This is a genomic window from Kribbella turkmenica, from assembly GCF_004348725.1.
In the GTDB taxonomy this organism is placed as follows: domain Bacteria; phylum Actinomycetota; class Actinomycetes; order Propionibacteriales; family Kribbellaceae; genus Kribbella; species Kribbella turkmenica.
Genome location: NZ_SMKR01000028.1, coordinates 11505 through 26463, shown reverse-complemented (window position 1 = coordinate 26463; position 14959 = coordinate 11505). Strand labels below are relative to the sequence as shown.

Genomic DNA, 14959 nt, shown 5'->3' with positions numbered 1-14959 from the left:
TACTGGCGTGACTCGCGCCGATCGCAACAAGAGGATCGCGCTGGTGATGATGGCGTCGGGCCACGCGTCGGCGACAGCACGGATCCACAGGTCGCCGTCATCGTCGTGGCTAGAGACAAGCGGGCCGACCACTCCGAGTCGCCTGCGAGTTCATCGGCGACCGCGAGTAAGGAGTCAAGCCGACCTGTCACAGTGCCGAGACGAGGCGGCTGGGGAGGTCGCGCTACCCGCCCAGCTTGCGCAGGCCGGGCATGATGTCCTCTGCGAACTGATCGATGAACCTGATCTGGTCGTGGCCGGGTCCGTGGATCACGAGGTGCTCGAAGCCCATGTCGGCGTACTCGCCAATCAGGGAAACCACGTGTTCAGGGTCGGCCGAGACGATCCACCTAGAGGCGACCTTTTCGATCGGTAGCGCGTCCGCCGCCTTCTCCATCGCTCGAGGCGAGTCCAGAGAGTGCTTCTCCTCGGCCGTCAACGACAGCGGAGCCCAAAACCGGGTGTTCTCCAGCGCGGCGCGCGGGTCGCGATCGTACGACACCTTGATCTCGATCATCTTCTCGAAGCCATTGTGGCCGTCGCCTCGCAGGGCTAAACCCTCACCGACCGCGGGGAGCAGCTTGTCCGTGTACAGCTCGGAGCCCTTCCCTGAGGTACAGATGAAACCGTCTGCGTGACGGCCCGCGTACCGCGCCACCAACGGCCCGCCGGCGGCGACGTAGATCGGGACAGGTGTGGACGGCCGGTCGTAGATCGCTGCATCTCTGGTCTGGAAGAACTCGCCGTCGAAGGACACGCGGTCCTCGGTCCACAACATCTTCATCAGGACCACTGCCTCACGCATCCGGCCGAACCGCTCTTTGAAGGCGGGCCAGACGTTCGCGTCGACGGCGCCCACCGCGACCTCGTTCAGTGCCTCGCCGGTTCCCACTCCCACGATCAGCCGTCCGGGCGCCAGACATGCGAGGGTCGCGAAGTACTGTGCCATCACCGCGGGGTTGTACCGAAACGTCGGTGTCAGGACGGAGGTCCCCAAGGTCACCGTCCTCGTCCGGGCGGCAACCCAGGGCAGGGACGCCAAGGCGCTCGGTGAATGTCCTCCGGTGAGGCGCCAGGGCTGAAAGTGGTCCGACACCATGACGGAATCGAAGCCGTTCGACTCGGCGTGGACCGCGAAGCTCGCCAACACTTCTGGTGAGAACTGCTCAGCCGAGGCCTTATATCCGACTCGCATGATTGCCTCTCCATCGCCAAGGTTTCGGCTCTATCTGTGTTGGGAGCATGCCTAAGGAGTTCGTCGCCATGTGCAGGGTCGAGCAGCAGAATTGACGTGGCTAATGACGGAAATGCGAGAGGGCGCGATTGGCAACCAACTGGACCAAGCCCACCAAGACCATGAGTATCACCATGACCGCGAAACCGCGGGCGGTCTGAAGGACGTTGAACGACTTCGCCAGCTCGAATCCGAGCCCCGCCGAGGCGGCGAGCATCTCTCCCAGGATCACCGCGATTGTAGTCAGCGCCACACCGATTCGCACGCCCGACAAGACCATCGGCATCGCCGCGCCCAACTTGATCGAGACGTCGAGCTGTCGCTTCGAAGCGCCGAAGGCCTTGCCTAGACGGACGAACTTCGGGTCCACGCTTTTCAACCCTCGAATCGTATTGAAGGCGATCGGGAAGAACGCGCCGACAGCCGCATACAGCACCTTGGACGAGGATCCGAGACCGAACCAGAGCAGGAACAGCGGGTAGAACACCACGGACGGCACGATGTATCCCCATGCCAGCAACGGATCCGTCACTCGTGCCCGAAGGTTCCGCCGTCCTGCCCAGAGGCCGACGACGATGCCGAGGGAGGCGCCCAGTACGAACGCGATCGCCATCTCGCCCAGAGTCAGACCGGCAGCGCGCCAGATGACTGGATCCTTGACGAGCGATCCCAGCTCGGCTGCGACCTGGGGGATGGACGGCAGCAGGATGTCTGCCACACCGCCGGGTCCGGCGGCATAAGACCACGCACCTGCGATGATCGCCACCAGCAATGCTCGAAGCGCCCACAGCTTCAGCCCGTACTGGAATCCGGCGCTCCCCTTCGCCCCCGCCGTTCGAGCGATCGCGCTCATTCGGCCGGCTCCGGCTCGCCGTCCAGGTCGTGCCTGCTCAACTCGAGGAGATGGCGACGGGCATCCACGAACTCGTCGGTGAGCATGAAGTCGACCGCACGAGGACGCGGAGCACTGATTTCCATCACTTCCTTGACGTGCCCTGGCGACGCCCCCATCACGACTACACGGTCACCCCAGAACACCGCTTCGTCCAGGCTGTGCGTGATGAGGATCAGGATCTTGCCGGTAGTGGTCAGTAGCTCCGCCATCTCCACACCGAGCTGCCTGCGCGAGTGCTCGTCCAACGCGCCGAACGGCTCGTCCAGCAAGAGGATGTCGGGATCCATGGCCAGCGCCCGCACCACGGCCGCCCGCTGCTGCATACCCCCGGACAGCTCAGCCGGGTACGAGTTGGCGAACGCCTCCAGCCGTACCGTTCTCAGCAGATCTCGCGCTCGAGCGCGGCGCTCACCTTTGCTCACCCCCTTGAACTGCAGCCCAAGAGCCACGTTGTCGAGGGTCGTCTTCCATGGCAGCAGGCTGTAGTCCTGGAAAACGAACGCCGCTCGATCAGGGTGCGGTTCGCCGATCACCTCGCCACGGAACTCGACCTCGCCACGCGTGGGCGGAATCAGGCCGCCGATGCTGTGCAGGAGAGTGGACTTCCCGCATCCGCTGGGGCCGATGATCGAAACGAACTCCCCTGCTGCGATATCCAGGTCCACCCGCTCCACCGCCGTGAACGTGCCTTCGGCGGTCGAATAGTCGACGCCGACCCCCTTGATCGTGAGCGCCGCGCCGCCTTGCTCCGAGTTCTGCGCGCTAGGTTCGGCCTTGTATGCAGTCGACTGCGCCTTACCATTCACTGGTTGGCCCTCCACGATGTCAGCCTGCGCTCGGTGATGGACCACAAAGCTGCGAGCGCGACAGCAATGACGGAGATGACGACGGTCAAGGCCAGGGCCTTATCGGTCTGCAATGAGGTGGAGTAGACCGAGATCAGGGTTCCCAGCCCGCCGATCGCCACGAAGAGCTGTGCCAAAAGGATCGAGCTGACCGCGTGCGTCATGCCGTGCCACAGGGCCGCGAAGAATCCGGGAAGCGACGCTGGAAAGACGACATGGCGGAACGTGCTCAAGCGCGAGGCACCGAAGGCACGAGCGAGCCGTAGGTGATGCGCCTCGACCAGTTCGACTCCGCCGACGATGTTGACGCACACGTAGAAGAACACGGTAAAGGCGCCGAACGCGATCGCCGTCTGCGTCGTGATCCCGAAACTCAGGACGAACAGCGGGAGGAACATCGACTTCGGAGTCGAGAGCAGAAACAGGATGGGCGGCATGTACGCGTCCTTCAAGGTCCTGCTGAGACCCAGCACCGTCCCGACGACGAGGCCAGCTACCGTGCCGATCACGAACGCGATCAGGATGGTCCGAACGGTCACCACGAGCGCCGAGAGCACCTCGGCATCTCGCGTGAAGCCGGCCAGCGCCCTTCCCACGTCGCCGGGTGAAGAGACGAAGACCGGGTCGACGAAGCCGAGCCGTACCGCCCCCGCCCACACGATCAGTGCTGCTACGACGACCACACAGCGGATAAGTGCCGCCCTCGTTCGTAGCGGCGAGGACGCTCGCATAACGATTCGCCTCTTCATCGGTGGCAACTCCTACGCTCAGCGCCGGTCGTGTGCTCGGGAGCGGCCATGAGCTACTCGAGGTTCTTCCAGTAGTCCCAGTACTTCGTCGCGTCCAAGTCCTTGATCTCGAAGGATTCAGACACGGTCGCCCCCAGGTTCTTGAGGTTCTCCGCAGGAATTTGGCCGTCTGTCGAAAGGGTGGGCAACTCGTCCTTGACGGCCTTCTCACCCACCGCCTGCGGATACTTCCAGTCGTTGACATAGATGTCGAGGGCAATCTTGGGGTCGGCCCTCAGCTTCTCCACCGCACTGTAGTAGACCTCGAAGAACTTCTTGAGGGCCTCCGGACGCTCCTTGATTGCCTTGTCACTGACGGCATATGCGACCGACACCGACGGTTGCTGCCACTGCTCCGCGTTGCCGAGCACCTTGCCCAGCCCCTCGCCCTCCATCGCGAACGCATCGCCCGCCGACCATGCGAAGGCGTCGATGTCGCCCCGCTTGAAGGCGGCCAAGATTCCCTTGATGTCGCCCAGCGCGGTGACCTTGTACTGGTCCTGTGAGAGGGCGTAGTGCGTCACCACAGCCTTGACCACCTCGTCGCTGGACGAGCCGAAGCTGCTGATACCGAAGTTGATTCCACCCTTACGCAGGTCCTCGGGGTCGTTGATCCCAGACTTCGTCGAGGACACCAGGTACATGCTCGTGGGCAGTCGGACGGCGCCCATGAGCTTGGCGGGAACGCCCTTGGCCATGTTGGCCAACTGCGAGCTGGCGCCACGGGTCGACAGATCCATGTCCCCGCGAGTCAGAGCCGCGGCCTCGGTGCTCGGCTGACCGAGGACCGTCTCGACCTTGAGTCCGGTTCCTTCCCACATGTTCAGCTTGAAAGTCGCGGCCAACGCGACCGCGCTGACGTCGTTGGGAGTGACTTGGAGGACCTTGAGGGTGCCTAGGTCGGCGGCGCCTCCGCTGCCTCCTGCAGCCGCCGGCTTCTCCGAGTTACCGCAGGCGGCGAGACCGACGACCAGGAGCGCCGCGATAGCGGGCGCGACGACGCGCACCATGCTTTTCTTGGCGCCGTCGAGTCGGCGTTCCCCTATGGATTGTCCCTCGATCGAGGCTGTTCTAGTCATGCGACAAAACCCCATTCTCAAGCAAAGCCGCTCTCGTGCACCGACGGTATACCGACGGTACCCTCGTGTCAACGGCTCATTTCTGATACTGCTTGGCCCAATGAACGTTTGGGCTTTGGCGCTCGTGGCGATATGGCTCGAGCGAGCTTCGGACGAAGCTGACCACGCTGAATCCGTCGCCCCGACCCACCGAGTGCATGTCTGTCTTATAACGCTGTGAACACGGACTTGGTCTCGAGGAAGCTCTCCAAACCTTCCGGTCCAAGTTCCCTGCCCCAGCCGGATTGCTTGTAGCCACCTGTCGGCATGGTCACGTCCGGCAGTCCGTGCACGTTGATTCCGATGCGACCAGCGCGAATCGCACGCGCCAAGCTGTGCGCCCGCTTGACATCCTTCGTCCACACGCTGGCAGCCAGGCCATAAATGGTGTCATTGGCCTGCTGCGCCAAACTGTCGACGTCCTCGAACGGCATGGCGACGACGACAGGCCCGAAGATCTCCTCCTGAACGCTGCGCATCGTGTGTTCCAGGCCGGTGAGAACGGTCGGCTCGACGAAGTACCCGTGCTCTTTCGTTCCGCCGCCGACTCGGACGGTTGCCCCGTCGTCGACACCTGACTGGATATAACCCAGCACTCGCTCCCGCTGTTTGGCCGATACCAAGGGACCCATCTCGGTGCTGGCCTGCATGCCGTAGCCGAGTTCGGTGCGGGCCGCAATCTCCGACACGCCCTGCACCACTTGCTCGAAGTGCTGGGCGGCCACGAGGACCCGAGATCCGGCCGTACACACCTGTCCGGAGTTGGAGAAGATCGCCCGGGCAGCTCCGGGTATCGCCGCCCCGAGGTCGGCGTCCTCGAGGATGACCACCGGGGACTTGCCGCCGAGCTCCAAGGTCACCTTCTTGAGATTTCCTGCGGCTGCCCGGACGATCTCCTTGCCCACCTCGGTCGACCCCGTGAACGCCACCTTGTCGACGTCCGCGTGGCGGCTCAGTGCGGCCCCAGCCCCGGCCCCGGCACCAGTTACCACGTTCAGAACACCTGCCGGCACGCCGGCCAAACCACAGATCTGGCTCAGCCACAGTGCTGTCAGTGGAGTCTCCTCAGCAGGCTTCAGCACGCAGGTACACCCCGCGGCCAGGGCTGGAGCGATCTTCCAGGAAGCCATCAGCAGGGGCGCGTTCCACGGAACGATGAGGCCGACAACCCCGATCGGGTCCCGCAACGTGTAGGCCAGGTACTGGCCACCCGGTAGATCCAGGCTCAGCGATCTGCCGCCGATCTTCTCGACCCAGCCGGCGTAGTACCGGAAGACCCGAGCGCACGACGCCACCATCGACCGAGCGGAGGCGAGCGGCATACCCTGGTTCAGACTCTCGAGGTAAGCCAGGACGTCCACATGCTCCTCGAGCATCTCACCGATGCGCCAGAGGATGCGGCTGCGGGTCTCTCCTGCCAAACCAGTCCACCGCTGCTCGTCGAACGCGGTTCTGGCCGCTTTGACCGCGGCATCGACGTCGGCGTCCGTCCCGTCACCGATGCGCCCGATAACGCGCTCGGTACCGGGGTCGTACACCTCGATTTGTGGGCGCTCACCGGCTGCCATCCATTCGCCGTCGATGAGCATGGGCCACTCTGCCGGTGTTGACGCCGCTTCCTGGACGTCGGGCAACTGACTCTTCTCAATCATCTGAGCTCTCCTACCTGTTACTGCGTCGCCGATACGGACTCAGCTCTCGGCCGTGATCTCGATGGCCAAGGGGCCGTCGAAGATGATCCGCTTGGACGCTGCGACGAACTCATCGAGGCCTTCCACGATCCTGCCGACCTTGCAGACGTCCACCGGTTCCCGGAACGGGGCCAGCCACTGCGCGTCTCCGTAGGCGATGCCCACCTTGACATTGCCGGAGGAATACCCCGGGTAGTAGATGATGTCGCCCGCGTTGAGCTTTTCGGCGACATTCTCGATCGGCGCATCAACAGGCTGCAGCTCGTAGTTGCCTTCGGTCCGCCAGGCGTTACCAGACCAGCGCACCTGGATCGTCCGATCCGAGATCGGCAGGGCGGCTCGTAGCGCCGCGGCCGTCGCCGGCGCCGCGTCGTCGAAGAGTTCCGCACGACAGACCGCGTCACCGGCCTTGATAGTGATCGTTTTGCTCATGGTGATGTGCTCCATTCATCTGGCTGCTACGGAAGTGTTCAGCTCTCGCCGGTGATCTCGACGTCAAGAGGGCCGTCGAAGATGATCCGGTTGCATGCTGCGACGAACTCGTCGACGCCCTCCACGATCCTGCCGACCTTGCAGACGTCGACTGGTTGCCGGAACGGGGCCAGCCACTGCGCTTCTCCGTAGGCGACACCGAGTTCGCCGCTGCCAGAGGCGTGGCTGGCGTAGAAGATGATGTCACCGGCATCGAGGCGCTCCGGCACGTTCTCGGCTTGCGCGTTCTCGGCCTGCAGCGTGTACGCGGTTTCGGTCCGCCATGCGTTGCCGGACCAACGGGTCTGGATCGTCCGATCCGAGATCGGCAGGGCGGCTCGAAGCGCCGCGGCCGTCGCCGGCGCAGCGTCGTCGAACAGCTCCGCACGACAGACCACGTCGCCGACCTTGACGGTGATTGTTCCACTCACGACGATCTTCTCCATTCTGATGAGTGCTCGGTCATGCCACTGCTCCCGTCTGCCGGAGCTTGTCGATCTGCTCGCTGCCGTAGCCGAGCTCCTTCAGGAGACTGTCGGTGTCTTCGCCCATCGCCGGGACCTGCCGCACTCGCCCGGGGTCGGCGAGCCCGAACCGGAACGTCGGTACCTGACCGACGGGTGTGTCCGCCCGCACGATCATCTGCCGGGCGATGAGCTGGGGATGCTGCACCGCGTCCTCGACGGTTCGCACCTCGCCGAACGGCAGGTCAGTGTCACGGAGTCGGGAGATCCAGTACTCGGCCGGCTTCGAGCCGATGAGATCCGTCAGCAGCTGCTGGAGCAGCGATCTGTGCGCAGCTCGGGCCGCGACAGTCGAGAAGCGACTGTCGCTGGTCCAGTCCTGTCTGTCGAGCACGTCGGCGCACAACGTGCGCCATTGAAAATCGCTTCCGGCGACAAGGTTGATGTAGTGGTCGTCCGAGGCTCGGAAGGGGCCGTACGGGACGATGCTGTGGTGGTGCATTCCCGTTCTCGGCGGCGCTTGCCGGTCGTTCCAGGCATAGTGCGGAAAGTAGCCCAACCAGAGCGCGACCGAATCCAGCATCGAAACATCGAGGTAACGTCCTTCGCCGGTGGTAACGCGCTCGTACAACGCCGACAAGATCCCGGCCAGAGCCGTGGTGCCGGCGACCAGGTCGACCATGGGCAGCGCGACTTTCGCGGGTTCTGCCGGGCTGCCGTTCATCAGCAGGATTCCGCTCTCGCCTTGGATGAGCAGGTCAAACGCCTTGGCCCGCTTGTAGGGACCGGTGGCGCCGTAGCCGCTCAGACTGGTGTAGATCAGTCTCGGGTTCTCGGCCATCAACTCCTTGTGACCCAGCCCTGCCCTCTCAAGGGCTCCCGGAGTGAAGTTCTCCAGGAACACGTCCGCGGTCAGGGCAAGCTTGCGAATGATGTCGCGGCCCTCCGCCGTCCTGATGTCCACGGCGATGTCGCGCTTTCCCCCGTTGACCCAGACAAATCCCGATGAAAGCCCGGACACGACATTGTCCCAGCCGCGGATGACGTCTCCGCCGTCCACCTTCTCGACCTTGATGACTTCGGCGCCAAGCTCCGCCATGACGAAGGAACAGTAGGGACCAGCAACCGCCTGCTCCAGAGCGACGACGCGGACTCCCTTCAGTGGGCTATTGGACATGACTGTCTCCAGGGATTGCTGGGACAGGAAACAGCCCGCTGTTGGGGGCGTGCGCCCGCTTCCAGATCATGGCCGACCTGACGTACTCGATGACCGCCACACCGTCCTGGTTCAGTCCTGTCGTTCGCACGCGAACGATTCCCTGCTCAGGGCGGGACTCCGACGGGCGGACCTCCAAGACCTCCGTCATCGAGTAGAGGGTGTCGCCGGCAAAGACCGGGTGTGGAAGCTTGATCTCGTCCCAACCGAGAGCGAAGCCGTTGGCGCTGAAATCCGCCACACCTAGACCGGCAACCACGGACAAGGTCAGCGCGCTGTTGACCAGGCATCGGCCCCAGGGGGTTCGGGAGGCGTAGTCCTCATTGAAATGTATCTGGTTGGTGTTGTTGGTCAGGAGCGTGAACCAGGTGTTGTCGGTCTCCGTTATCGTCCGGCCGACCGGGCACCGGTAGACGGCGCCGACCTCGAAGTCCTCGAGATATCGACCACCTGCCGGGGTCGGGGTACTCACGCAAGTTCCCCGCGAGCCAGTACGGTGCGGGCGCGCATGACGATCGGCAGGTCGATGAGTTGCCCATCGACGACCACTGAACCTACCGACTCCCGCTCGGCCCGCTCGAACTCTTCCACTGCCCTGGCGCTGAACGACAACTCCTCCGTACTCGGCTTGAATGCCTCGTGGATCAGGTCGATCTGCCGAGGGCTGAAAGTCGACTTGCCGGTGAACCCGAGATTCACGGTTCGCTGCGCATCCGCCACCAGGCCATCCGGGTCATGGAGGTGCGGGTAGACACCGTCGACCGACATGACCTTTGCCGCCGTCGTCGCGTTCACCAGTGATGACCGGGCGTAGAGCAGGTCGGAAGCCTCCTCCTTCCGGTTCGTGAACAGTCCCATGTCGAGGGCCAGGTCCTCGGCTCCCAGGATCAGGCCGACCACGCGCGGGCTCGCAAGGGCGATCTCGTACGCGTTCCGGAGTGCGAAGGCACTTTCGATCGCGGCGAGGATCTTGATGCCGGCCGGAGGAAGTCCGCGCTCGTGTTCCAGGTCGTCCAAGGCTGCGGCGAGCCGAGTGACGGATGCCGCGTCTTCGGCTTTGGGCAGGCAGATGCCACCGACGCCGGCCCTGACCACCGTCGCCAGGTCTGAGTCGGTCAGACCTGACTGCCAGGAGTTCACCCTGACGAAGCGAACCGGCGCCGGGCCCGGCTCGTCGAGCTCGTCGGCCACCATGCGCCGAGCCGTCTCCTTGTCGTTCGGTGGAACTCCATCCTCGATGTCGAGGAGAAGAACGTCCGCGCCGCACGAGCGGCTCTTCGTGAGGAACTTAGGGTTGTTTCCCGGAACGAAGAGCCAACTTCTACCGGGGTTCCGAAACTCCATGACATCTCCCAAGGCTGTGTGACGGAAGCGCGATCCCAATCGACATGGACTAGAAGGACCTCGGCAAGTGCAGAACGTTGTGGGCGAGATAGGAGAGGACGAGGTTGTTGCTCACCGGTGCGATCTCGAGCAGCTGCGCCTCTCGAAGCTTCCGCTCCATGCCGAACTCCACGGAGAAGGCCATGCCGCCGACGGCCCGCACAGCGGCTCTCGCGGCCTCGCCGGACGCCTCCGACGCGAGCAGCTTCGCGATGTTGGCATGACTGCCCGGGGACTCGCCCCGGTCGAATGCCTCGGCTGCCTGGTTTCGGGCAAGCGAGGCAGCCTCGACCGAGGCGTAGGCGTGCGCCAACGGAAACGACACCCCTTGATTACTTGCCAGCGTCTTGCCGAACGTCTCCCGTTGTGACGCGTACTCTGCCGCGCGCCCGATGAAGTACCGGCCATCACCGATCGCCTCGGAGGCGACCAGGATCCGCTCGGCGTTCATCCCGTCGAGGATGTAGCGAAAGCCGTTGTCCTGCTGGCCTACGAGCGCCTCTTCAGGAAGTCGAACATCGTCGAAGTAGACGGTGTACGAGTGGTGGTTGAACATCAACGGGATCTTCGTCCAGTGCAGCGTGCCCCTGGCGCCGGCGATGTCGACCAGGAAAACCGACAGACCGTGGCTACGGCGCCCGGCGTCGTACGGCCGCGTTCGGGCGAGAACGAGCATCAGGTCAGACTGTTCGACCCGCGAGATGAACGTCTTCTGTCCGGAGAGCACCCAGGACGAGCCGTCACGGCGCGCAGTGGTGCTGATCCTCGTCGTGTCCGACCCGGCGTCAGGTTCGGTCACCGCAAACGCCTGCAAGCGCGTCTCCCCCGCCGCGATCTTCGGCAGCCAGTGCGAGCGCTGGGTGGCCGAACCATGCCGAAGTAGCGTGCCCATCACGTACATCTGGGCATGGCAAGCGGCGGCGTTCGCCCCGGATTTGTTGATCTCTTCGAGGATCAAGGAGGCCTCGGTCATGCCCAGACCGCCGCCGCCGTACTCCTCGGGGATGAGGATCGACAGCCAGCCTGCGCGGGTCAGTTCGTCGACGAACTCCTGGGGGTACGCACCGTCGGCATCCAGGCGGCTCCAGTAGTCGTCCGGGAAGGACCCGCAGATGTGCTGGACAGCACGCAGCATGTCCTTCGTGTCGTTGATTTCCAAAGTCATTCCCACACTCATTACTTCCGAAAATGGATTGGGAGTGGACGTGGTGCGCCGCGAAGGCACACACTCGGGCGCGATCGAGCCGCGCAGCTACACGGCCGGTCGCCTGTCACGTGCCGGCCTTCAGTGGGCGGACCTTCGGGAGAACCGCATCGGCGAGTACCTCGACCTGACGCATCAACTGCTCCATCGATGTGCCGAGCAGGCGCAGCTCGAAGACCTCAGCTCCCAGGCCGGAGAGTTCGACGAGCCGTTCTGAGAAGGCCGTGGGATCACCGACGAGGGCCTTACTGAGTCCCGTCTGCACGTCGCCGTACATTGCCTCGAGAGTCGGCCGGGCCAGCTCCACAGCGCCGTCATAGGACTCGTCGATGCAGGCGAAGGTCTCATACGCTGCCACCCGGTCCTGCGGCGCGAGGCCTACAGCCTCAAGCGCCCCATGCCAGTGCCGAGTGGCTTCCGCGTACTCCTCGACCGGCATTCCGGCCGTCAGCCACCCGTCCGCCAAGATCGCCGCGCGGGTGAGACCAGGACCTGACCGCGCCGCGACCCAGATCTCGACTCCGTCGCCACGCGGCCAGAAAGGCTGGCTGGAGAAGGTCAGCGCATCGCTCTGTACGTCGAGCGGACCGTCGAAGCGAAGGAGTTGTCGCAGGGCGGCGAGGTAGTCGTTGGTGATCCGGCCTCTCCGCTTGAACGGCACGCCCATGGTGTCGAAGTCGGCCGGCTGCGAGCCGACCCCGACAGCAAGGATGAGCCGACGGCGGCCAAGCAGAGCATCGATCGTGGCGAGCTGCTTGGCCAGTATCCGGGGATCCCTCAGGGGCAGTGCGAGCCCCGCGATCCCCACCTGTGTCCGCTCGAGCACTGCACCCACCGCCGCGGCGGTGGTGACACTTTCGAAGAAGTTCGGATCGGCGGCCTGCTGAGCGTCGATCGCTCCGGTGGAGAAATGCCCTCGCCGGTCCGCGGTCCAGGAGATGTGATCGTGCACCCAAACGTGATCGAAGCCATTCGCTTCGATGTGCCGCGCAAGATCGAAGATCTCGCGCGGTCCGGCGAATGGCCCCGAGTTCGGCAATCTGATACCGACTCGGATGCCGTTGGTGAGCTCCACTCTGGATCGCCTTCTCTGGTTTCTCGCAACGGAAATCTGCTGCTGTGGCTGTGTGGTGCGTGGCTGCGACCTTCGATCGGCTAGGTCTGGGCTGAGACGTCGGCCGGAGCATGTGCGAGGGTCAACGGGAGCGCGCCGGTGAACCGAATGTTCTCTGCCGCGTCCGCAATCGCCCGCCAGTCGCCGACGAACTGAGCGACTGGGAGCAGCGGCGTGCGCCCCCGGGCTCCAGGCAAGGCGGAGCGCATCATCGTGGTGCTCCGGGCGGCTATGCGAAGTCCGTTGTACGGCTTGTTCGGCATGTAGTAGATGAAGCCTGGTGCGGCGAGCACTCGACCCGACGACGCTACCGTGCTCTCGTCGACGTCAAGTTCGAGGTCGGTTGAACCCTGCTCGTTGCCTTGGGAGTCCCAGAACCGGGTCAGTGGTCCGCTCGAGTAGGTGTTCGCCGCCCTCCCTTGCAGTGGAAGCCGCCGAGCCAGGGACGCCGTGAGGTTCGGGGCGGACTTCTCAAGAAGGACTGCGTGTGCGCTCGCCGTACCGATCCGTAATTGGACAAGGCGCCCTTGCTCGCGGATCCGAGCCTCCAGCTTCTGGTGCGTCAGCGCAGAGTCGGCGACCAAAGAGAAATCCACGGGCCGCGCGCCGACGAACATCAAGGACTTTCCGAATGCCTCGAAATCCTCCAGATCGGCGTCGATCCTTGCTACCGGGATCGCCGGATGCACACTGAATCCGTCCTGCCATCGTCCGTCTCCAAAGGCAATCGCGAAACGCTGCAAGGCGGGACTGAAAACGATCTGGCCGGCATGCTGAAATGGCTGGGGAGCCACGCCCTTTCCAGGATTGGCGACCCGTTTCCCGAAAAGTTCCATCACCTGGCCGCTCCACTCACTCTGCACCGCGTGTAGGCGGAGCGGCAGATTTTCATGCAACCACTCGGCCGGGATTTCGGCATCTACCTGCGCCAGCCATTCACGGTCGCCGGCCCTCACCTCGATGTACACGCGCTCCCCTTCCGGGTCCGCTTGAATACTGACGGTATACCGATTACAGTACCGGAGGTAATCACCGTGTCAAGAGGGATGTGACGAGCGACGTGCCTGGACCTATAGCGGCAACCGCGGTCGAGTGCACGGCGGCCGTCGCGGAGTACGCGGCCACAACCAGTGACGCGGACATCCCCGAAGCCGCCAGTCTTCACATCCCGCGGCTCGCCCTACTGGACACTGTGGGAGTCGCCCTCGCCGGTGGCACGAGCGAGCTGTACCACCGGCTCGCGGCAACCTTGGATGACGAGGTCGGCACCGGCCCGTCAACCGTGTTTGCCGGGGCAACGCAGGCGCCCCCGCGGATCGCCGCCCTGTTGAACGGAGCGGCAGCGCACGCGCTTGACTACGATGACGCCACCTACGCAAGCTACGGGCATCCGAGCGCAGTGCTGATGCCAGCTCTACTAGCGAGCGGGGAGGAGTCTGGCGCGCAACAGCTCGGATCGGCTTACGCCGTCGGCCTCGGTGTGATTCATGCGCTGTCTCGCGGCGTCGACGTGGATGCCCACTACCGGTTGGGTTGGCACGCCACGGCCACGATCGGTCTCATCGGCGCTACCGCCGCAACCAGCCGCCTTCTCGGCCTTGACACGGACAAAACTCGCCATGCCGTAGGGATAGCGGCGTCACTGGCCGGTGGCAGCCGCAGCAACTTCGGCACGATGACGAAGCCCCTGCATGTCGGGATGGCCGCCTCCAACGCCGTACTGGCGTCGTCGCTGGCGGCACGAGGCTTTACCGCGAACCCCTCTGCCCTCGAAGCCAAGGGCGGGTATTTCGCGTTGTTCGGCTGCGAACCGCAGGGGCCGGAGTTGTGCACTGAGATGCTGAAACTTCAGCCCTGGCACTTTCTCGAGGATCCACCACACTTCAAGCTCTACCCGTGTTGCTTCAACACGCACCGAGGGGTCACTGCGGCGATGGAGATCCACGGCCTGTTCCAGCCTGCCGGCGACGACATCGAGTCAGTGCGAGTGACGGTCGAACCTGAAGGCCTGGCACCCCTCATCGACGGGTATCCGCCGACCGGGCTCCAGGCGAAGTTCTCCATGGCATACGTCGTCGCTGCGGCACTTCTGGACGGACGCGTCACGCTCTCGACGTTCGACGACGAGGTGGTACAGCGGCCGGACCTGCGGGCCGTCGCCGAACGTACGACGGTGCACGAGTCCAGTCCCGGTCCTCGTGACCGTCAGCGCCCAGCGAACGTGCAGGTATCCCTCCGCGACGGCAGGTCGTTCCAGGCGACTGCAGAGTTGGGACGGCAGGACCATTCGGCGACGACTCGCGAACTACTTTCGGCGAAGTTCCGGGACTGCCTGGACCACTCGGACCACGCCTGGAACTGGCGCGTCGAGGACCACCTATGGCGTATGGTGAACGCGGGCGCCGTCATCCGGTTTCCGGGCTCGGTCAAGTCGGCAACCGATCCTCGCGGAGACGGTGAGAGCCGAGAAGGCAACAGAATTTCGGACGAACGGTGA

The 14959-nt window shown here is 64.2% G+C and carries 15 protein-coding genes; 1 reads left to right on the top strand and 14 read right to left on the bottom strand.

The features are described from left to right. Positions 1 to 223 precede the first annotated feature (223 nt). From fgd to E1218_RS08865, 14 genes are all read right to left on the bottom strand, one after another. Complete coding sequence (gene fgd, locus E1218_RS08930) at positions 224 to 1234, bottom strand: glucose-6-phosphate dehydrogenase (coenzyme-F420) (RefSeq protein ID WP_132318170.1); 1011 nt, start codon at positions 1232 to 1234, stop codon at positions 224 to 226. Positions 1235 to 1334: 100 nt separating this feature from the next. Continuing rightward, the gene (locus tag E1218_RS08925) at positions 1335 to 2126 is read right to left on the bottom strand and encodes an ABC transporter permease (protein ID WP_132318168.1); all 792 of its coding nucleotides are present in this window, start codon (positions 2124 to 2126) and stop codon (positions 1335 to 1337) included. Then, positions 2123 to 2989 carry an ABC transporter ATP-binding protein gene (locus E1218_RS08920; protein ID WP_165949194.1) on the bottom strand — a complete coding sequence of 289 codons (867 nt, stop codon included), beginning with the start codon at positions 2987 to 2989 and terminating at the stop codon, positions 2123 to 2125. The genes E1218_RS08925 and E1218_RS08920 overlap by 4 nt, the downstream gene beginning before the upstream one ends. Then, positions 2971 to 3762 (bottom strand): ABC transporter permease, encoded by a 792-nt coding sequence (locus E1218_RS08915; RefSeq protein ID WP_132318164.1) that lies wholly within the window; start codon positions 3760 to 3762, stop codon positions 2971 to 2973. Before E1218_RS08915 ends, E1218_RS08920 begins: the two co-directional genes overlap by 19 nt. Before the next feature lie 53 nt (positions 3763 to 3815). Next, entirely contained in the window at positions 3816 to 4880 is a 1065-nt protein-coding gene (locus E1218_RS08910) for an ABC transporter substrate-binding protein (protein WP_165949193.1), read from the bottom strand. A gap of 206 nt (positions 4881 to 5086) precedes the next feature. Then, the gene (locus E1218_RS08905; RefSeq protein WP_132318160.1) at positions 5087 to 6571 is read right to left on the bottom strand and encodes an aldehyde dehydrogenase family protein; all 1485 of its coding nucleotides are present in this window, start codon (positions 6569 to 6571) and stop codon (positions 5087 to 5089) included. 39 nt (positions 6572 to 6610) lie between these two features. After that, positions 6611 to 7042: a DUF3830 family protein gene (locus tag E1218_RS08900; protein ID WP_165949192.1), complete on the bottom strand. Its 432-nt coding sequence runs from the start codon at positions 7040 to 7042 to the stop codon at positions 6611 to 6613. 38 nt (positions 7043 to 7080) lie between these two features. Next, positions 7081 to 7527, bottom strand: coding sequence for a DUF3830 family protein (locus E1218_RS08895; RefSeq protein WP_132318156.1), 447 nt, complete (start codon positions 7525 to 7527; stop codon positions 7081 to 7083). A gap of 16 nt (positions 7528 to 7543) precedes the next feature. Further along, the gene (locus E1218_RS08890) at positions 7544 to 8722 is read right to left on the bottom strand and encodes a CaiB/BaiF CoA transferase family protein (RefSeq protein WP_132318154.1); all 1179 of its coding nucleotides are present in this window, start codon (positions 8720 to 8722) and stop codon (positions 7544 to 7546) included. Then, the gene (locus E1218_RS08885; protein WP_132318152.1) at positions 8712 to 9233 is read right to left on the bottom strand and encodes a MaoC family dehydratase; all 522 of its coding nucleotides are present in this window, start codon (positions 9231 to 9233) and stop codon (positions 8712 to 8714) included. Before E1218_RS08885 ends, E1218_RS08890 begins: the two co-directional genes overlap by 11 nt. Next, positions 9230 to 10144 carry an HpcH/HpaI aldolase/citrate lyase family protein gene (locus E1218_RS08880; RefSeq protein WP_132318150.1) on the bottom strand — a complete coding sequence of 305 codons (915 nt, stop codon included), beginning with the start codon at positions 10142 to 10144 and terminating at the stop codon, positions 9230 to 9232. The genes E1218_RS08885 and E1218_RS08880 overlap by 4 nt, the downstream gene beginning before the upstream one ends. Before the next feature lie 10 nt (positions 10145 to 10154). After that, a complete protein-coding gene (locus tag E1218_RS08875; protein ID WP_202865862.1) occupies positions 10155 to 11369 on the bottom strand; it encodes an acyl-CoA dehydrogenase family protein in 1215 nt (404 codons plus the stop codon). Positions 11370 to 11415: 46 nt separating this feature from the next. Further along, a complete protein-coding gene (locus E1218_RS08870; RefSeq protein ID WP_165949191.1) occupies positions 11416 to 12423 on the bottom strand; it encodes an LLM class flavin-dependent oxidoreductase in 1008 nt (335 codons plus the stop codon). Positions 12424 to 12503: 80 nt separating this feature from the next. Then, positions 12504 to 13430, bottom strand: a complete 927-nt coding sequence (locus tag E1218_RS08865) for a hypothetical protein (protein WP_132318146.1) — start codon at positions 13428 to 13430, stop codon at positions 12504 to 12506. Between the two features lie 80 nt (positions 13431 to 13510). Between E1218_RS08865 and E1218_RS08860 the strand changes: the two genes are divergently transcribed. After that, positions 13511 to 14959, top strand: coding sequence for an MmgE/PrpD family protein (locus E1218_RS08860; RefSeq protein ID WP_132318145.1), 1449 nt, complete (start codon positions 13511 to 13513; stop codon positions 14957 to 14959).

Bases quoted from the DNA above. Each gene is read 5' to 3' on its own strand.
- E1218_RS08925 (WP_132318168.1), bottom strand. From the start codon at position 2,126: ATGAGCGCGATCGCTCGAACGGCGGGGGCGAAGGGGAGCGCCGGATTC.
- E1218_RS08915 (WP_132318164.1), bottom strand. From the start codon at position 3,762: ATGAAGAGGCGAATCGTTATGCGAGCGTCCTCGCCGCTACGAACGAGG.
- E1218_RS08895 (WP_132318156.1), bottom strand. From the start codon at position 7,527: ATGGAGAAGATCGTCGTGAGTGGAACAATCACCGTCAAGGTCGGCGAC.
- E1218_RS08900 (WP_165949192.1), bottom strand. From the start codon at position 7,042: ATGAGCAAAACGATCACTATCAAGGCCGGTGACGCGGTCTGTCGTGCG.
- E1218_RS08905 (WP_132318160.1), bottom strand. From the start codon at position 6,571: ATGATTGAGAAGAGTCAGTTGCCCGACGTCCAGGAAGCGGCGTCAACA.
- E1218_RS08910 (WP_165949193.1), bottom strand. From the start codon at position 4,880: ATGACTAGAACAGCCTCGATCGAGGGACAATCCATAGGGGAACGCCGA.
- fgd (WP_132318170.1), bottom strand. From the start codon at position 1,234: ATGCGAGTCGGATATAAGGCCTCGGCTGAGCAGTTCTCACCAGAAGTG.
- E1218_RS08890 (WP_132318154.1), bottom strand. From the start codon at position 8,722: ATGTCCAATAGCCCACTGAAGGGAGTCCGCGTCGTCGCTCTGGAGCAG.